This is a genomic window from uncultured Thiohalocapsa sp., assembly GCF_913062725.1.
Lineage (GTDB): Bacteria > Pseudomonadota > Gammaproteobacteria > Chromatiales > Chromatiaceae > Thiohalocapsa.
This window is the reverse complement of sequence record NZ_CAJXWY010000077.1, coordinates 1-16,221: the sequence shown is the minus strand read 5'-3', so window position 1 is coordinate 16,221 and position 16,221 is coordinate 1. Positions and strand designations below refer to the sequence as shown.

The 16,221-nt window shown below is 67.4% G+C and carries 15 protein-coding genes; 7 read left to right on the top strand and 8 right to left on the bottom strand.

Annotated elements, in window-relative coordinates; genetic code table 11:
* Positions 1–589: 589 nt before the first annotated feature.
* Positions 590–1,591 carry a porin gene (locus tag QZ588_RS16105; RefSeq protein ID WP_295543962.1) on the top strand — a complete coding sequence of 334 codons (1,002 nt, stop codon included), beginning with the start codon at positions 590–592 and terminating at the stop codon, positions 1,589–1,591.
* Positions 1,592–2,452: 861 nt separating this feature from the next.
* Positions 2,453–3,499: a DUF354 domain-containing protein gene (locus QZ588_RS16100; RefSeq protein ID WP_295543961.1), complete on the top strand. Its 1,047-nt coding sequence runs from the start codon at positions 2,453–2,455 to the stop codon at positions 3,497–3,499.
* A gap of 13 nt (positions 3,500–3,512) precedes the next feature.
* Here QZ588_RS16100 and QZ588_RS16095 read toward each other — a convergent pair whose 3' ends face one another.
* On the bottom strand, positions 3,513–4,763 hold the full coding sequence (locus QZ588_RS16095; RefSeq protein WP_295543960.1) for a glycosyltransferase family 4 protein: 1,251 nt from the start codon (positions 4,761–4,763) through the stop codon (positions 3,513–3,515).
* On the opposite strand from QZ588_RS16095, the gene QZ588_RS16090 reads away from it, so the two are divergent.
* Both QZ588_RS16090 and QZ588_RS16085 read left to right on the top strand, forming a co-directional pair.
* Entirely contained in the window at positions 4,762–5,931 is a 1,170-nt protein-coding gene (locus QZ588_RS16090) for a glycosyltransferase (RefSeq protein ID WP_295543959.1), read from the top strand. The genes QZ588_RS16095 and QZ588_RS16090 overlap by 2 nt on opposite strands.
* A 150-nt stretch (positions 5,932–6,081) precedes the next feature.
* Entirely contained in the window at positions 6,082–6,996 is a 915-nt protein-coding gene (locus QZ588_RS16085) for a glycosyltransferase family A protein (RefSeq protein WP_295543958.1), read from the top strand.
* Positions 6,997–7,073: 77 nt separating this feature from the next.
* On the opposite strand, the gene QZ588_RS16080 is transcribed toward QZ588_RS16085, so the two are convergent.
* The 6 genes from QZ588_RS16080 to QZ588_RS16055 all read right to left on the bottom strand — a co-directional run bounded on the left by QZ588_RS16080 (position 7,074) and on the right by QZ588_RS16055 (position 12,907).
* Complete coding sequence (locus QZ588_RS16080; protein ID WP_295543957.1) at positions 7,074–7,862, bottom strand: DUF707 domain-containing protein; 789 nt, start codon at positions 7,860–7,862, stop codon at positions 7,074–7,076.
* Positions 7,859–8,632 carry a glycosyltransferase gene (locus QZ588_RS16075; RefSeq protein WP_295543956.1) on the bottom strand — a complete coding sequence of 258 codons (774 nt, stop codon included), beginning with the start codon at positions 8,630–8,632 and terminating at the stop codon, positions 7,859–7,861. The genes QZ588_RS16080 and QZ588_RS16075 overlap by 4 nt, the downstream gene beginning before the upstream one ends.
* Positions 8,629–10,479: a methyltransferase domain-containing protein gene (locus tag QZ588_RS16070; RefSeq protein ID WP_295543955.1), complete on the bottom strand. Its 1,851-nt coding sequence runs from the start codon at positions 10,477–10,479 to the stop codon at positions 8,629–8,631. The genes QZ588_RS16075 and QZ588_RS16070 overlap by 4 nt, the downstream gene beginning before the upstream one ends.
* The gene (locus QZ588_RS16065; protein WP_295543954.1) at positions 10,476–11,705 is read right to left on the bottom strand and encodes an ABC transporter ATP-binding protein; all 1,230 of its coding nucleotides are present in this window, start codon (positions 11,703–11,705) and stop codon (positions 10,476–10,478) included. Before QZ588_RS16065 ends, QZ588_RS16070 begins: the two co-directional genes overlap by 4 nt.
* Positions 11,702–11,938: a hypothetical protein gene (locus tag QZ588_RS16060; protein ID WP_295543953.1), complete on the bottom strand. Its 237-nt coding sequence runs from the start codon at positions 11,936–11,938 to the stop codon at positions 11,702–11,704. The genes QZ588_RS16065 and QZ588_RS16060 overlap by 4 nt, the downstream gene beginning before the upstream one ends.
* A 165-nt stretch (positions 11,939–12,103) precedes the next feature.
* Positions 12,104–12,907 carry an ABC transporter permease gene (locus QZ588_RS16055; RefSeq protein WP_295543952.1) on the bottom strand — a complete coding sequence of 268 codons (804 nt, stop codon included), beginning with the start codon at positions 12,905–12,907 and terminating at the stop codon, positions 12,104–12,106.
* A 129-nt stretch (positions 12,908–13,036) separates the two neighbouring features.
* Between QZ588_RS16055 and QZ588_RS16050 the strand changes: the two genes are divergently transcribed.
* Positions 13,037–13,867 carry a glycosyltransferase gene (locus QZ588_RS16050; RefSeq protein WP_295543951.1) on the top strand — a complete coding sequence of 277 codons (831 nt, stop codon included), beginning with the start codon at positions 13,037–13,039 and terminating at the stop codon, positions 13,865–13,867.
* Positions 13,868–13,997: 130 nt separating this feature from the next.
* Here QZ588_RS16050 and QZ588_RS16045 read toward each other — a convergent pair whose 3' ends face one another.
* Positions 13,998–15,299: a transposase gene (locus QZ588_RS16045; RefSeq protein WP_295543950.1), complete on the bottom strand. Its 1,302-nt coding sequence runs from the start codon at positions 15,297–15,299 to the stop codon at positions 13,998–14,000.
* Here QZ588_RS16045 and QZ588_RS16040 point away from each other — a divergent pair.
* Positions 15,298–15,603, top strand: coding sequence for a hypothetical protein (locus QZ588_RS16040; RefSeq protein ID WP_295543949.1), 306 nt, complete (start codon positions 15,298–15,300; stop codon positions 15,601–15,603). The genes QZ588_RS16045 and QZ588_RS16040 overlap by 2 nt on opposite strands.
* Before the next feature lie 327 nt (positions 15,604–15,930).
* A complete protein-coding gene (locus QZ588_RS16035; RefSeq protein ID WP_295543948.1) occupies positions 15,931–16,188 on the top strand; it encodes a hypothetical protein in 258 nt (85 codons plus the stop codon).
* Positions 16,189–16,221: the final 33 nt, after the last annotated feature.

Below are 16,221 nucleotides of genomic sequence, written 5' to 3'. Positions count from 1 at the left end.
TTGCGCGCCTTGTCCACGCGCGCGCCGGTGAGCCCCTGGTGGGTGGCCTTGCGCTTGTCGGCGTCTTTGAAGAGTTGTATCAGCGCCTCGCAGGTGTCGGCGGGCACGTGGGCATGGTGTCGGGCGATGAAGTCCGTCATGGCGAGTGGCGATATCTCGAGAATCGCTGTTGTCTATTACGGCGTGGGTGGCCGAGCCAGCGTACATCCTGACACATCCGAGTTTTGGGGTGTTCATGCGCAGGCGGGCCGGTTTTTGGTCGCTCAGGTGCCCTTGATCTGTGTCCTTTTTAACACTTTTTTGTTTTTTAGTGTATTAACCAGCAGACTCGATGTATGTGCATAGGATAGTGTACGTTTTTGGTATCTTTTGCCGCGATGACAGCCGGGCTTGGCATACTAGCGTTGAGCTTCGATACCCGACGCCCAGGTACGCCGCTTGTAGTAAATATGCAACAACTCTCGGTTTTAGCAAATTTCCCAAAAAAATGTTGCGGCCTGTTGTTTCTTGGTCTAGCATGTAGGTGCAGTTTGGCGACACCTTACTGAGGAGCGCCGTAACACACTTTCCGATTTGAGCGGTGACTAATATGAAAACGCATGCCCTTACGTTCGCGGTGGCAGCCGCGCTAGCTGCACCCATGATCGCTAGTGCAGACGCGACGCTGTACGGCAAGATCAACGAGTCGATCGATTACTTTGACATCAAGGATGGCTTCAACGGCTGGACGCTGAACGGTAACAACGCCGAAGGTTCGGGTCGTGCCAGTCGGTTTGGTTTTAAAGGCTCCGAGGACCTTGGGGGAGGTCTGAAGGCCATCTACCAGCTTGAGTTTGGTATTGGCATTACCAGTGGAACGACAATCTCCCAGCGAAACCAGTGGGTCGGAATGGCGGGCGACTGGGGTCAGTTTCGTGTGGGTCGTCACGATACTCCCATGAAGATGTCCACGGGCAAGCTGGATCAGTTCGGCGACACGATCGGTGACTACAACGGGACCATCGGCTTCAACGATGTTCGTGCGGCTCGGGCAATCGCCTACATCAGCCCCAAAATCAGCGGCTTCAGTTTCGCCGGAGCGGTCGTGCCCGGAGCAGCGACTGGTCCTCAGGGCGACGTCAACGACAGTCTCGCCTCAGCCTACTCGGTGGCTGGTATCTACAGCAATGGGCCGTGGTATGCGAGTGCGGCATACGAAAGCTTCAACAGCGATAACTATGTCGCTGACTCAGGCGATTACGACAAGTGGCGTATCGGCCTTGGTATCCTCGACCTAAACGGTTTTACCGTATCGGGCGTGTACGAGAACCAGTCGGATGTCAACGGCGTGAAGGGGGATGATAACGGCCTCTGGCAGCTCCAGGCTGGCTACAGCTTCGGAAACAACAAGATCAAAGGCATGTATGGCCAAAAAGATCGGGATAGCAACGTCTCTAAGAAGGATTTGAATTCGTGGGCTATCGGCTTCGATCACAGCTTCAGCAAGCGGACGAGCGTCTATGCGATCTATGCTGACGTGCATGAAGACGAGGCGACCGCAGCCAACCCGAGTTGGAATGCGTTTTCACTCGGCCTGATCCACAAATTCTGATTCGTCGCGCGTCTACGTTGAACCGCACGGGGCCCATCAATCGGTGGGCCTCGTTCCTTGGTTAATTGTAGCGACGACAAAAGCGCAACGCACTTAAGGCCTAATAAGCCGCCCGCCTCATCGTCCAATCGCGACTTGAGCCTGCTCCCGATGCCGCACCTCCGCGCGGAACCTGCAACATCGGCGATCCACCGAGAGATCCCATTGGCCCGCGCCGCACGCTACCAGGCAAGCCCCATCCGCCACTTGCCTTGGGCTATGGAATCCAGATATCTGCTTCTTTGTACTCGATCAATGCAACTCATGCGTTGACCTGCTGCTGCGGGCGGTCCGGACAGAACCAGTCACTCGCGGTCGCAGTCGAACGGGAGCCCAAGGCCATGGAAACAGGCGCAGTTGGACCGGGCAACCGCTTAGCCGCATGCTCGATGGCGAGCCCGCTGGCGAACGTCGCGCAGTCGCGCAGGCTCTGCCGTGTGGCCATCAGCCATTCCCCTGGCAGGACAGTTGCTTGAAGCGCACACCGAGCTTCGCAGGTCGGGATTCATATCAGCCGGCACCCCATGCCGAATACCTCTCACGGGCTGTCATTCGCCGGCAGCGCAGCCAGGCCACAGAATAACGCCCGGTTGCCCGCGAAGAATCCCGTCAGCGTATCGAGGAACGGGGATTTGCCGAATTGGCGCTGGCGCGAGAGACTCTTGCCCGGGCGGCTCACAGCCGCAGAGTATCGATCAGGGGCTCGCCGGGGCTTGGGGCGAAGGCGCCGGCTCGTTTGCACTGCGTTGCCCGTCGAGCCCGCTTGGGTATGGCAAGATTGCGGCCCGCCAGGGGGCGGGAAACGAGGTAGCACGCCGGTCCGTGAGAACGCTGTACGACATCGTCCATCCCGCGGACGTACATTTTTTTCGGCGGGCGATCGGTCAACAGTTGGCGCGCGGCGATGCGGTGCTGGTGACCAGCCGCCACAAGGACGTGACGGTGGACCTGCTCGATGCCTTCGGCATCCGCCATCAGGTCATCAGTCGGCGCGGGCGCGGTATGGGCGGGCTGCTGCTGGAACTGGGCCTCAGGGATAGCCGCTTGTTGCGCGCCGCGCGCGCCTTCGCGCCCGACATCACCGTCGCCAACAACAGCCCCAGTGCTGCCCATGTGGGGCGCCTGCTCGGTATCCCGTCGCTGGTGTTCGACGACACCGAGATCCATCGGCTGAACCGCATGCTGTACCTGCCTGCGGTGACCGAGGTGCACTCGCCGGATTGTTTCCGGATGCGGCTCGGGCGCAAGCACCGGCTGTACCCCAGCTACCATGCGCTCGCCTACCTGCACCCGGCGCATTTCACCTGGGACACCGACTTGTTGGCCCGGGCGGGCCTGGTGCCCGGGCGCAGGCGCGTCGTGGTCCGCTTCGTTGAGAGCACGGCATCGCACGACTTCGGCGCCCGCGGGCTCGATGATGCGGCGCGGCGGCACCTGATCGAAACCCTGGGCCGTTGGGCGGAGGTCAAGGTGAGCACCGAGGCGGCCCTGCCGCCCGCGCTCGCCCCGCTGCGCTGTCCCCTGCCCGTGCACCAGATCCATCACCTGATCGCAGGCTCGACCCTGTTCGTGGCGGACAGCGCAACCATGTGTGCCGAGGCGGCGGTGCTCGGTGTGCCCGCGATCTATCTCGATGACCGGGGCCGGGGCTATACGGATGATCTGTCGACGCGCTACGGCCTGTGCTTTCGCTTCCCGGTCAACGCGGTGCAGGATGCCCTGGCACAGGCACAGGCGATCCTGCTCGGCTCGCAGCGGGCGGCGTTCGTCGCCAGCCGCGGCCGGCTGTTGCAGGACAAGCTCGACCCGGTGCGCTACCAGATCGAAACCCTCGACCGCCTGAGCGCACGCACCGCCGCCAAGGCGTGAGCAGCGCCGGGGCTCAGCGGCCGGCGGCGGGCGCGGTCAATGCCGTATGGATACCGCCGACGATGGCACTCCAGTCGAAGCGGGCCACAACCGCGCGGCGGCCGGCATGCCCGAGGGCGCGGAGCGTTTCGCCGCGCCGGGCGTGTGCATGTTGTGCGCCGGGCTGTAGTGCCGCCGCCGCGGCGCGCAGCTGCGCAGGAAACTGCGCCAACGGCACGATCACCGCCTCTCGCCCCGGCACCAGATCAAGCCCCCGCGCGCCGAATGGGGTCGAGATCACCGCAAGCCCGCAGGCGAGGTATTCCAGCAGCTTGATGTTGGAGCCGCCACCCGAGCGCATGGGGTTGAGGGCCAGATCCGCCGCCTCCAGCCAAGGCCGCATCTCGTCTACTGCCCCGGTCAGCCGCACCCGCGCCGGCCGCGGATCGTGGGCCAAGGCGTCGCCGACGGCGCCGGCGATGACGAACAGCAGCGGTGTATCCGCCAACGCGGCGGCGAGTTGCAGCACCGCTCGCGCCGCCTCGACATTCGGCGGCCAGTTAGCGCCGACGAACAACACCACCGGCCCGTCGCCCAATCCCAGCATGCGTTTGCGCTGTTGCCGCACCGCGGCGGTCACCGGCCGCAGCGTCGTACAATCCACGCCGTTCGGCGCCACCGCCAGCGCCCCGGGCGCCACACCGTAGCGATCGTGCGCTGCGACGGCATCTTCGTTGGAGACAACGAAGCTGATGTCCGCGTGCCGAAACGCAAACGCCTCCAGCGCGCGCACGCGACGCGCAGCGAGGGCGTGCAGACGCCCGCCGCCACGGGCGGCGTAGAGGGGATACTCGAGATTGTGCGCATCCAGCACCCAACGCGCCGCTTGTGCGCCACCCAGCCTGAACACCGGGCGGAACAGCCACGGATGCTCGGCGATGACCACATCCGCCTGCGTCAGCAAACGCCGCAGTGCCGGCTCACCGAGCAGGCAGCGCGGACTCAGGTCGGCGGCGAGGGGCGGCAGCCCCAGCCGGTTCAGCAGCCATGCCGGCAGCTTCAGGGCCAGGCCGCGCGCATAGTGCTCCCGCCAACCCGGACGCAGCGACCGCATCGGCGAGCGGCCCTGTGACAAGCGCCGCGACAGGGAGGGGAAAGCGATGTATTGCGTGACCTGCCAGCCAAGCGCGGCGAGACCTTGATTGATCGCGGCCACGCGCAGCGCACCGCCCGAGGCTGGCGGCAGCACATCGAAGGCACACAGCGAAAGAATCCGTCCGGCCATGGTTACGAAGCTCAGCGACACTGGTGACGGCGGATACTGCCCGCCGGCATCGGTCTATGTCGTGGTGGTCAACTGGAATGGCTGGGCGCAGACGCTTGCCTGTCTGGAGAGCCTGTATCGTCTGCGCACCCCTGGTGCGCGCGTCATCGTCTGCGATAACGGCTCGACCGACGACTCCGCCCGGCGCATCGTCGACTGGGCCAGCGGCCGCCTGGACGTGCTGCCGGAGCGCGGGCCGCTGCGCCGCCTGAGTCACCCGCCGACACCCAAGCCGCTCCCCCATCGCGTGGTCTCAGCAAGCCCCGACGCCGCCGGCCAAGATGGAGCCCACCGGGATCAGGCATGGGATCGCGCAACGGACGCCACCGCCGAGCCCCTGACACTCATCGTCGCCGAGGCCAACCGGGGTTTCGGCGCCGGCTGTAACCTGGGCATCCGCTACGCCCTCGCCCGGGGAGACTGCGACGCACTTTGGCTGCTGAATAACGACACGCTCGTCGATCCCGACGCCCTCGATGCGCTGCTGCTGCGCCTCGCCGAGCCGGGGCTCGCCATGTGCGGCTCGACGCTCCTGCACCAGGACGCGCCGCACAGGATACAGTGCCAGGCCGGCGCGCGGTTCTACCGGCTCGCCTCCCTGTCCAGATTCATCGGCAAGGACCGTGCGCGGCATAGGGCGCTGCCCGCGGCACGGGTCGAGCGCCAGCTCGATCACCTCTACGGCGCCTCCATGCTCGTGACCCGGGCCTTCATCGAGCAGGCGGGTCTGTTGCCGGAAGACTATTTCCTGTACTATGAAGAGATGGACTGGACGCTGCGGGGCGGCGTGCAGTGGCGCCTCGGCTATGCGCAGCACAGCCTGGTCTACCACCGCAAGGGGGCCAGCGCCGGCACCGGTACCCGCCGCCGGGGGCGCGACGCCCGGGCCCGCTATCGGTTGGCGCACAGCCGCTTGCGCTTCACCCGCATCCACCGCCCACGCCTGCTGCCCGTGATCCAATGCCTGCTGCTGCTCGAGGCCCTGGCCTGCACGCTGCGTCGCCGTTGGCCGCAGGTGCGGGCCCTGCTGCGAGCGCTCCGTGAAACCGCTCCACCGGCGCGGCGGGAAAGGTGCGGCAGAGAGATCACCACCAACGATGCCAAGGAAAACCGACGCGCCCAAACGTAAGCACCCCGCAGCAGGCTCGTGCAGTGGACAACGCGTCGGTGGTCAGCGAATCGGTCGACCGCAACGACCGCAACGGTGCGCCACGGGTGACAGGCACCCGCGATCGAATGCATCCGAATCCGCCACTGGAAAGCGACGCAACCGCGAGCGATGCCCGGTCCCACCGTCAGCGTGATCCTGCCCACCTCCAACCGGGCCGATACCCTCCCGCGGGCGCTCGCGAGCATCCAGGCCCAGACATGGCAGGACCACGAGACCATCGTCGTCGACGATGGCTCGACGGATGCCACCGCGGCCGTGCTGGCATCTTGGGCGCGAGCGCCTACCATCCGCTGCATCCGGGTCATGCACGGCGGGGCCGCGGCGGCACGCAATCAAGGCATTCGGCTGGCGCGGGGGCGTTTCATCGCTTTCCTCGACAGCGATGACCGCTGGACGCCGGACAAGCTGCGGCGTCAGTTCGAGGTGCAGCGGCGAACCGGTGCCGGCGTTGTGCATTGCGACCTGCTGCGCATCCTGCCGAACGGGCGAAAACGCGTGATGCGGACACCCGACGTGCGTCGGGGACAAGTGCTGGACCGCCGCACCGGGGAGTACCAGACCAAGGGCCTCGGCATCCAGTCGGTGATGGTGGATGCGTGCGTGCTGGACCGGGCCGGCGGTTTCGACCCGGACCTGCGCGCGCTGGAGGACCTGGAGCTGTTGCTGCGGCTGGCCCGGATCACCGACTTCGCCGCCATTCACACGCCGCTGGTGCACTACCACGCCGGGCCCGGTGTTTCCACGGGGCACCTTGCGGTCGCGCGGGCACGGCGCCGGCTGCTGCATCGGTATCGCGATGCCGTCGGCGCCTCGCCGCGGGCGCTGGCGCTGCAGTGTGCCAAGACCGGTCTCGCCTACCTGCGCGCCGGCAGGCCCCGGGCCGCGCGCCGCTATGGACGACTGGCGCTGCGGGCCGCGCCGCTGGATCTGCGCACCGTGCTGCCGGCCCTGCTGCCGGCCTGGGGCCAGTCCCGGCTGCTCGCGCTGCTACTGCGCCTGGAGCGCGCCCTCGGCGCTGACTGAGCCCGCACAACGGCGGCCAGAGCCGCCGCTGGTCGAGCCCGTCGACGCCTGACCCATGCCCAACCCCCGGCGATGGGTCAGGGCTTGCGTGGAGCCCGCACAAAGGGCCAGCGTCGCACGACATCGAGTGTTGTCATCTGGACCTCCGCCGGCGGTGGGTCCGGCCGCATGCGCTCGCGCACCGCGAGCCAGCGCCGGTGCAGGTTGTCGATGCCGTCCATGCGCTCGCATTCGCGCCCGCGGCCGCGTTTCTCCCGCGCAGGCGGGTTGCGCACGGTCACCGCGTCGATGACGGCGAAGGGCGCCTCGGGCCCCCAGACATGGTGCGCGAGCAGGATGTCGATGCCCCAACAGGTGAGCAGGTCCATGTGCGGCTGGATGATCGGGATCAGCGTCGCCAAAGCCCGGCGCGACAGCACCGGGCAGTTGATCTCGACGAAGTTGGTGTAGCGCAGCAGCGTCCAGCCGCCGCGGGCGAGCGTGGGGGCATGACTGAGCTCGCCGTGGCGCGATAACGCGGGCTGAGACGCGGCGAGGCCAAACGCCTCGGTGATGTGGAACAGGCGATGGATGCCCGCCGGCGCCAACGCCAGGTCGTCATCCACCACCCAGACGCAGCGGTAGTCCAGCGCGGCGACGGCGTTCAGGTGTCGGACCAGGTTCTGGAACTTACTGCCCTTGGACCAGAAGATGCGGTCTGCCTGCGCGGCGAGGGCGGCGTAGCGTGACGCACTGTCGCCGTAGTAGACCAGGGCGATGTCGTACTCCCGGCGCCGGCGGTACCGCAGGCCGCGGCTCCAGGACAGCACGGCGTCGTCGTAGGCGTCGCCGACCGAGGAGAACAGCAGATAGGGGCGGCGGCTCATCGCGCGCCGCGGGCCGACGCCAGCCAACGCCGCAGGGTCCGCAACGGGTCGCGCCGCCGCGGCATGGTGCCCGACTGCGGCCGCCACCAGGTGCCATCGTGCCAATGTATGCCGAACGCCGGCTCGAGCTTTGCGCGGATATCCGGGCCGGCCGCGGCCACCGATCCCGCCGCGCCCAGCCGGTCGGCCTCTGTCAGCGACAGCGGAAACAGGTGCTCGGCCCCCAGGACGCTGACCGCCGCGTCAGGCCCGAGGCGGTCGAGCACCCGGGTCAGCATCATCGGTCCGGTGGTGTCGAGCACGATGCGGTCCGGGCTGGTCTGGCGGCTGCGATGGGTCTTCAGGTCCTCGATCACGGCGGCGAACAGGGGATGGCCGGGAACCGCGGCCATGAAGGCGTTGCTGACGATGCGCCGGGTGCGGTGCACGGCGTTGTGGGCGTCCGCCTCCAGGGACAGCACGCACTGCTGCCCATGCAGCAGCGGCGCGACACTCCTGAAGCACTCGAAATCCAGGTCCACATAGAGCCCGCCGAGACGGTACAGCAGCAGGTAGCGGATGACGTCGACGCGCTGGATGTGCTGCGGATAGCCCAGGTACAGCGCCAGCAATTCCGGGAACTCCTGCGCCACGAAACGCGCATTGTCAGCATCGGTCCACAGCCGCCACTGCCAGTCGGGATGCGCCCTGCGCCAGGTGTCGGCGAAGGCGCGGTAGCGCGCCGGCAGCCTGGGCCCCTTCCAGGTCTGGTGGATGACGCGGGGAATCACGCCTGCCAGTCCGTGCCGAGGCGCGCAAGCATGGCATCAAGCGCCGCGGAGCCCTCGGCCACCGGGCGGGCGCCGTCGAGGATGTCGCGGACCTCGGCGGCATCGGCGGCGCTCAGCTCGCACGGGCTGCGGCTCAGGATATGACGCTGCCAATGGCCGTAGTCCCAGACGTTGGCGCCGTGATAGACGTAGACATAGAGTGCCGGGCGTAACAGCGTTGCGAGCCCTCCACGCCGCACCAGCGCCTGTACGAACGGCGTGTCCTCGATCCGCGCCGCCGCCGCATAGCGCAGACCGCCGGCGAGCACCTCTTTGTCACAGAGGAGGCTGCCCTCCCAGTGCCAGCGCGGCGAGATGAAGGCGCGCCCGGTGCCGGCGTCATACACTAGCCAGTGCATCAGCACGCACGCATCGGCTCGCCGGGCGCGCAGCGCCGCCCATTGCGCCGACAGGCGCTCCGCGTGATGCCAGTCGTCGTCGTCCCACTGGCAGAACCAGCGTCCGCGGGCGGCCGCGATGGCGAGATTGCGCAGTTCGCCCAGGGTCATCTTGGGGTCGGTCGGGACCTCCATGGCGCGGATCATCGGGTCCGTCACCGTGCGCAGATAGTCCCGCGTCTCTGGGTCGTCGTCCTCGTAGACGACCAACAGCTCGCGCGGCGCCCAGCGTTGGGCCTGGAAACAGCGGATGCTGCGCGCGAGCAGGCCGGGGCGCTTGCGGGTGACGCAGAGGCAGGAGATCAGCGGCGAGGTGGGCAGGCGCCGCGGCAGCAGGCGGCGCGTGGTCGCCTCCAGGCTGGGCCTGAGTCGCGGCAGGCCGGCGGCGTCCCTGAGCGTCACCGCCGTGCGCCAAAGCAGCCGCAGCGGGGCCGTGACGCGCCAGGACAGGCTCGCGCGCAGCTTCGCGAGCTCGGTATCGCGCTCGTTGACGCCGCGTTGCATGCGCTGCAGCGTCTCCTCCAGCCCGGTGACTTGGATCCGGCAGGCGGCAAGCGCCGCATCGGCGGCTCGCAGCTCGGCGTCGCGCTCGGCGATCACCCGCTGCAGGGTATCCGCATCGCCCTCCGGGCGCGACAGCCCCAGGCTGCGCTCGCTCCAACGCCGCAACTCCTTCACGGCCTCCAGCAACTCGGGCCCGATCCTGCCGCCGGTGTCCGGCTTCAGGCCGATGACCGCATAGTCCTCCGGGCCGTAGAGGGCCTGGACCAGGTCGCGCTCCAGGTCAGTGCCCGCCTCGGCGAGGCGCCGCGTGTGCAGCTGGCTCGGATTCAGCCGCACGATCTCGGCCGCGGCAAAGCCCGCCTGCTCGAGCACGAACAGGGCAAGGCGCGGCGGCAGCGGGCGATGGTGGGTCGGATCGGTGTAGAAGTCGCAACCGGCGACACGCAGGTTCTCGGGGTTCGGCGTCTCGAGGATCAGCACGCCGTTGCCCGCCAGCACCCGGAATGCCTCCTGCACCAGGGCCTGCGCCGCGCCGAGATCGAGATGCTCAATGACATGGAAGGCGGTGATGCCGGCGCGGCTACCGGCGTCCTGGCCCCGAAGGTACGAGAGGCCGTCACGCCGCGCGACATCAAGGCCGAGCCCGCGGGCCAGGCCCGCCATGTCCGCGTCCGCATCGCAGCCGCCTGCCTCCAGGCCCGCATCACGCGCCAGCTCCAGCCACTCGCCGCGGCCGCAGCCGATGTCGAGCAGCGGCCCGCTGGCGGCCAGGCCCGATGCCGCACGCATCAGCGGCAGATAGACGGCCAGGCGCGTACGCACCGACGCACGCGAGCCGCGAAACCGGTCCTCGAGCCCGAGGTAGCCGTCGCCCGTGGCAAAGTCGAAGCCGCCCGATCCGCTCATCGCTCGATCTCCAGTCTGGGCTCCAGCCAGCTGGAACCGACGAAGGCCGCATGCCGGGGATTGACGACCTTGAACAACAGGGCGCGATCGCGCCAGTCGAAGCTCCGCTCCAGATGGGTCTCGGTGGCGTGCAGCGCCACTGCGATGGAATAACTGCCGGCGCCGATGCGCAGGTCCATCGCGGCGCGCAGCGTGACCCGCTCGCCGGCGCGCAGCGCGCCCACCGTCCGTGACTGCAGCGCCGTGTTGGTGCCGTAGATGGGCTGGCCGAAGCGGTCTTTGATCAGGAACCCGACCACCAGGCTCGGCACGTCCTCGCTGGCCCGAGCCCTGACCCGCAGCACCACATCGGTCCCGACCTCGGCGATGGCAATCGGGCGGCCGCCCGGATCGGTCAGGCACACCTCCTCGATGCGCACCTCCCCGGAGCCGGAGACCGTCATGATGCCACCTCCCGGGGTCTCGGCCTGCCGAATCCGCCGCTCGTCGTCAGCGGCCAACAGGGCGTTGTAGAAGTCGAACACCGTCTCCGGGTCGGCGTCCTTGATGAGACGCCCCCGGTCCAGCAGCACCGCCCGGTCGCAGACGCTCGTGATCGACTGCCCGGCGTGGGACACCAGCAGCAGCGTCGTGCCCTGCCGGCGAAACGCGCGAATCCGCTCGAAGCTCTTGTGCTGGAAGGCGTCGTCGCCCACCGACAGGGCCTCATCCACGATCAGGATGTCTGGCCGACGTGCCGTTGCCAGGCTGAAGCCGAGCCGTGCCTGCATGCCGGTGGAGTAGGTGCGCAGGGGCGCGTCCATCGCCCCGCCGAGCTCCGCGAACGCGGCAATGGCGGGGATCAGCCGGTCGATCTCGCGAGCGTCCATCCCGGCGAGACGACCGGCAAGGCGGATGTTCTCGCGCCCGGTGAGGTCTTGATGAAAGCCAAGGCCAAGCTCCAGTACCGCATTGACGCGGCCCCCCGTCGACAGGCTGCCGGTGGTGAGCTGGAGCGTCCCGGCGATCAGCTTCAGCAGGGTGCTCTTGCCCGCGCCGTTACGCCCGATGATGCCGAGCGCCTGGCCGCTGGGAACAGTGAGATCGACGTCCTCCAGCACCCAGCGCAGCGCATGGCGCGGGCCGCGCCACGGCAGGATCCACTCCGATAACCGCGCCCGCGTGCTCGGATAGGCGCGATAGGCCTTGCCGAGCCTGCGCGCCTCGATCCCGCCACCCACCGTCACCGCGGTCCACCGCCCACCGCACGGACTCGAGCGGCCAGATCGGGCGCGTACAAGCGCGCGTTATCCGGCCCATCGGTATCGCCATAGAAGGACAGACCAAAGCCCCGGACTACCACGAGGATACTGGATACCTGCCCCGGACTGAGCACCTGCCTCCAGCCATTGAGACCGCGCATTCCCGCGCTGCTGATGGTCGATGACGGCTGCTCCATGATGGCCATCGCTCTCTCCATGTCGAATCGACCGCCCAGCAGCCGACGAAGGCGGCTGACCCTGGCGGCGCTGGCCAGATGTGACGGCCCAAGCCGCATCAAATGGCCCCGGGCGCGCGCAAGGCGACGGCCGAGCACAGGGCACCACGGGCACGCCGCGGCGATGCCGACCGGGGACGCGGCGACCTACAGCTCATCGACTATTTCCCCGGCACGGGTGCGGTAAAGGGTCAGGGCCGACCAGATCGCGGCAGTGGCCGCAATGGCAGGCAACCAGAGGCTGGACCATTGGGGCCATTCGTGCAGCAACAGGATGCGCTGGTAGCCGTCCACCAGCGGGGCCATTGGATTCAAGCACTGCACCCAGAAGCGGACCCAGTCCGGCAGGATGGTTACCGGATAAACGATGGGCGTCAGCCAGAACCAAAGCCGCAGCGCGATGGCCGTGATGTGCCCGAGGTCGCGAAAGAAGACATTCAGCACCGCAATCAGCAGCCCCAGTCCCATCGCCAGCGCGAGTTGCAGCGCCAGCAACGGCAGCAGCGCCGCGAGCACCAGGCCCGGCAGGCTGCCGGTGACCGCCAGCAGCAGCAGGAACACCCCGAAAATGAGTCCGAAGTCCAGCAGCGCCGTCAGCACCGCGATCGCGAGCAGCGTGGAGGTCGGAAAGGCCACCTTCTTGATCAGGTTCGCGTAGCCGATGAAGAGCCCGACCGAGCGGGTCAGCACGTCCTGTAGCAGGCCCCAGGTCAGAAGACCCGCGCAGACGTATGTGGCGTAGGCGAAGGGGCTGTCCAGCGCCGGCAGCCGCGCGCCCATCAACTGCGAAAAGACCAAGGTGTAGATCAGGATCGTCGCCAGCGGATTCAGCAGGGTCCAGGACACGCCCAGCGCCGAGCCGTGGTACTTTGCTCGAAATTGTCGTGCGACCTCGGCGGCGGCGAAACCGCGGTAGCGCCACAGCCCTGCCAGGGCGGTGCCCTCGCTCACGGCCGGGACCAAAGTGCACGCATGGCTGCACCGATGGCCACGCCCCTGGCCGCAAACGCGCGCGAGCGCGTCGCAGATCGACTGCCGGTCAGGGCGCTCCCCGGCGGGCCCGAAACTGTATGACGTGACATGGACAAGCTCGGTCAAGACGCGCGTATCTCGGTGGTCATGCTGACGCACAACGACCACCACGGCACGCGCCGGTGTCTGGAGTCGATGCTCGCGGTGCTGCCGGATGCGATGTTCGAGGAATTGATCCTCCTCGACAACGCCAGCACCGACGAGACCCGCGAGCTCGTCCTTTCGCTGGGCAGCATCGACAAGGTCCGGGTGATCCGCAGCGACAGCAATCTTGGGGTCGCGCGCGGACGGAATCGGCTGTTCGCGCTGGCGCGGGGCGCTATCGTGGCATCCCTGGACAGCGACGTCGAGATCGCGGGGACCGGATTCTTCCGCGACGCGCGCGCGCTGCTGGTGCGCGACCCGCGCATCGGCATCTGCGGCGCTTCCGGCTACCGGGTCCACTTCAGCGGCGGCCAACTCCACTTGAAGCCTTACACCAGAGACGGCAGCGTCGACTGCGTCTCGGGCTTCTGCCAGGTGTTTCCGCGGCAGCTCCTGCAACAGGTCCAGATCGATACCGCCTTCTCACCGTTCTGGTGCGAGGATACCGATTTCTGCTTCCAGGCCAAGGCCCGGGGGTTCCGCATCCATCGACTCGCTCCCGGGCCCGGGCTGCGTCATCGCTACCGCTCCATCGACACGCGCGCCGACGACCCGCGCAAGGCGCGCCACGAGGCCCTGCTGGTGCGCAAATGGTCGGGTCGGATCAGGCTCATCGGCGAGCGGCCGGGACCGCGACTGCGACGCTGGCTGCGACGAGAGCGGCAGCGGCTCGGGAGACTCGGCGTTCGGCTCGGCCAACACGTGAGGCGTATGCTCCGTCCGCGACCGCTGTGAGCCCGCCGATGGCCCGGTCAAACGCGTCGCTCGCACTTCCGTTCGAGATGCGCGTAGAGACGCAGGTCCCATGCACTCTGCGCCTCGAACCTTGCCAGGGGTTTTTGGCCCAAACCGTCAAAAATCTGCACTAGTGACCGGCGTTGGCGTAGAGCCTGGAGACCTCCTCGGAAGACAGCTGCTCCCGCAACCGGGCGAAGTCGATCAGCGTGAAGTCGGCGTCGAACTGGTAACGGCCGTAGAAGTTGATGTGCTGCCAGGCAACCGGGGAGACGCGCTTGATGACCTCGGAAGAGACCAGCTCGCTGCGGCGCTCAAGTTCCGCCAGCGCCTCGGACAGGATCAGGGCGTTGTAGTAGACAACGGCGTTGCCGACCAGCCGGGCGCACTCGTTCCACACCTCCAGCTCGTGCTGGGAGCGCGCCCGGAACCGGCCGCCGTGGGCGTAGGCGATGGCGCGGCGCAGCTGGTGGTAGGCCTCGCCGCGGTTCAGCGCCTGCTGGACATTGTGCCGCAGCACCGGGGAGTCGATGTAGTCCAGCAGGTAGAGGCTGCGGACGATGTTGTCGAGCTCCCAAAGCGCCCGCTTCGTGCGGTTCTTGCGCCGGTAGGCGCTGAGCTTTCCCACGATCACGCTCTGGGTCGTGGTCTTCAAGGCCAGCGACAGCAGGATCCGCTCGATGTTCGGCCACTCCGAGACGATCAACCCCTCGCGAACGCGGCGGATCGGCTTGATCGGCCAGTCCTTCTCGTAGTGCCGGGGCGGATGGAAGCCGTAGAGTCCGGTCTCGACCTTGCCGCGGACGTTGCGGTAGCGTGGGGCGAAACGGTAGCCGAACAGGTGCAGCAGGGCGAAGTTGACCTGGTTGGCACCGTGGGTGTCGGTGGAGTGCACCGCCGGCAGGATGTCGGTGGCGTTGTTGAACAGGATGTCGAAGACGAAGTGGCTCTCGTGCTCGTTGGCGCCGATGATGCGGGCGTTCAGCGGCACATGGTTGGCGAGCAGCGTGTAGGCGACCACGCCCTTGTTCAGGCCGAAGTATTTGGCCGAGTGGCGGGCGTTGATGGTCGGGATCGCGGCCTCGAACTTCTGCCCGTCGCTGCTGGAGTGGACGGCCTCGTCGATGTCGAAGTGGCGAAAGATCGGCAGACGTGCCGTGGCATTGGCGATGCGACTCTGGGCCTCCTTGAGGGTCTCCAGGCGGATGTAGTTGCCGGCGGCGGTGGAGATCTCCTGATAGCTCAGGTTGCAGATGTCGGCCATCCGGCCCAAACCGATGTTGGTGGCATAGGCCATCAGGCTGGCGATGATCGCCGGCTTCGACGGGGCGGACTTCCGGTAGCGCCCGAGCACATGCTCGAAGGACGCCATGAACCCGTTGCGCTGGTCGACGAACAGCAGCAGGGTGTCGATGTCCAGTCGCTCGACCATGTCCCAAGAATGGGACCAGGTGGGGGTCGCTGGCCGACGGCTCCTCGCTGGGCGTCGCCCGTTCCCAGACGGTGCGACCCTCCTGCACGCGCACGAAGGGATTCTCCCCGGCCAGGATGCGCCGGTTGACCGACTCGAAACGTGCCTCGACCAAGTCCCGCAGTTCCTCGATCTGCTCGCGGATGGGTCGGGCCGCCACCTCCAGCCCATGACGGGGCAACAGCTCGGCTCGACGATCGAAGGTCGCGTCGTCGATCAGGTCATCGTCGAAGCTGCGGTAACGCGCGCTGTCGCGGCAGTGTAGATCGCCGGCCTCGAGCCCGTCGCGCAACTGGCGGTAGACCATGAATTCGTAGCGGTCACGGATGATCGCGCCCGCGGGTTCGAGCAGGTAACGCCTGGACCGCGCCGGGATCAGGGAGGCGGAGACGTCGCGGATCGGCAGCGGCTCGCCGAGCTCGAAGGCCTCCACCATGGCCGTAAGGGTTTCCAGGAGCACGGCGTTGGCCGGTGTGCCCTGGAGCGAGAGAAAACGCAGCAAAGGCCGCAGGTTTCGTTTCACCTTGGCCATGATCCCGTCGACCTCCCGCCACTCCAATGCGCCCTCGTCGAGAGAGCCGTCGCCGGCGAGATGGCGACAGAGCTGCTGCAGTCGCTCCGGGGCCAGGAGGGCATGGGCCTGCTCGCGCACGGCGGCGAACGGCGTCTGCCCGTCGATGCCCGGATCCAGGAACAGGGCCAGGATCTTCGCCCCTTGCTCCACATCGTCGCTGGTCTGAAGCTTGAACCGGTAGATGGCCTCCTTGGTGGCGGCAGCCACCTCGTCGACGTAACGGCGCACCAGGGAGCAGAAGGCGCCCAGCCCAGATCGGGATCAGGCCGTCGTTGAGCCGTTGGTAGCGATCATGGACGAAGCACAGCA

Excerpts from the sequence above, each read along its gene's own strand:
- QZ588_RS16105 (WP_295543962.1), top strand. The coding sequence starts at position 590 with ATGAAAACGCATGCCCTTACGTTCGCGGTGGCAGCCGCGCTAGCTGCA.
- QZ588_RS16090 (WP_295543959.1), top strand. The coding sequence starts at position 4,762 with ATGGTTACGAAGCTCAGCGACACTGGTGACGGCGGATACTGCCCGCCG.
- QZ588_RS16095 (WP_295543960.1), bottom strand. The coding sequence starts at position 4,763 with ATGGCCGGACGGATTCTTTCGCTGTGTGCCTTCGATGTGCTGCCGCCA.
- QZ588_RS16085 (WP_295543958.1), top strand. The coding sequence starts at position 6,082 with ATGCCCGGTCCCACCGTCAGCGTGATCCTGCCCACCTCCAACCGGGCC.
- QZ588_RS16080 (WP_295543957.1), bottom strand. The coding sequence starts at position 7,862 with ATGAGCCGCCGCCCCTATCTGCTGTTCTCCTCGGTCGGCGACGCCTAC.
- QZ588_RS16070 (WP_295543955.1), bottom strand. The coding sequence starts at position 10,479 with ATGAGCGGATCGGGCGGCTTCGACTTTGCCACGGGCGACGGCTACCTC.
- QZ588_RS16060 (WP_295543953.1), bottom strand. The coding sequence starts at position 11,938 with ATGGAGAGAGCGATGGCCATCATGGAGCAGCCGTCATCGACCATCAGC.
- QZ588_RS16050 (WP_295543951.1), top strand. The coding sequence starts at position 13,037 with ATGGACAAGCTCGGTCAAGACGCGCGTATCTCGGTGGTCATGCTGACG.
- QZ588_RS16040 (WP_295543949.1), top strand. The coding sequence starts at position 15,298 with ATGTCCCAAGAATGGGACCAGGTGGGGGTCGCTGGCCGACGGCTCCTC.
- QZ588_RS16045 (WP_295543950.1), bottom strand. The coding sequence starts at position 15,299 with ATGGTCGAGCGACTGGACATCGACACCCTGCTGCTGTTCGTCGACCAG.
- QZ588_RS16035 (WP_295543948.1), top strand. The coding sequence starts at position 15,931 with ATGGCGACAGAGCTGCTGCAGTCGCTCCGGGGCCAGGAGGGCATGGGC.